The organism is Streptomyces sp. WAC05292, assembly GCF_003949955.1.
Taxonomy (GTDB): Bacteria; Actinomycetota; Actinomycetes; order Streptomycetales; family Streptomycetaceae; genus Streptomyces; species Streptomyces globosus.
On record NZ_RPSE01000886.1, the window covers coordinates 1 to 621 of the forward strand.

General features: G+C 75.8%; 1 pseudogene. It reads right to left on the minus strand.

The window, feature by feature from the left end:
• Positions 1–621 (minus strand): annotated as a pseudogene (locus EF903_RS33585) (MFS transporter); the annotation flags it as partial.

Genomic DNA, 621 nt, shown 5'->3' on the forward strand with positions numbered 1-621 from the left:
GCTCGGTCGAGCGCTGCGCCGTGAACAGCAGCATCCCGGCGAGGAGGAGTACGGCGCCGGTCAGCGTGCCCGCCTCCGGGAAGGCCGCCGAGCACAGGAGCGCCGCCACGACCGGGCCCAGCATGAAGCACAGTTCGTCCGCGGCCTGCTCGAAGGACATCGCGGTGTGGTGCGCGGCCGGGGAGCCCTTCAGCAGGTGGGTCCAGCGGGCCCGCGACATGCCGCCGATGTTCGGGGTCGTCGCGGTGGCCGCGTAGCTCGCGAACAGGGTCCACGCCGGGGCCCCGGTGCGGACGCACGCGACGAGCGCGAACGAGCCGAGCACCGCGACCAGCGTCGCGGGGACGGCGACGCGCGCCTGCCCGTACCGGTCGACGAGGCGGGCGGTCCACGGCGCGACCAGGGCCGTCGCCCCGAGGCCCGTCGCGGTGACCGCGCCGGCCAGGGCGTACGAGCCGCGCTGCCCCGCGATCATCATGATCGCGCTCACCGCGAACATCCCCATCGGCAGCCTGGCCAGCAGGTTCCCCGCCGTGAAGGCGCGGGTGCCGGGGAGGGTGAACAGCCGCGCGTACGGGCCGGGCGCCTTGCGGCGCCGGGCCCGTACGCGCGGCTGTTCAC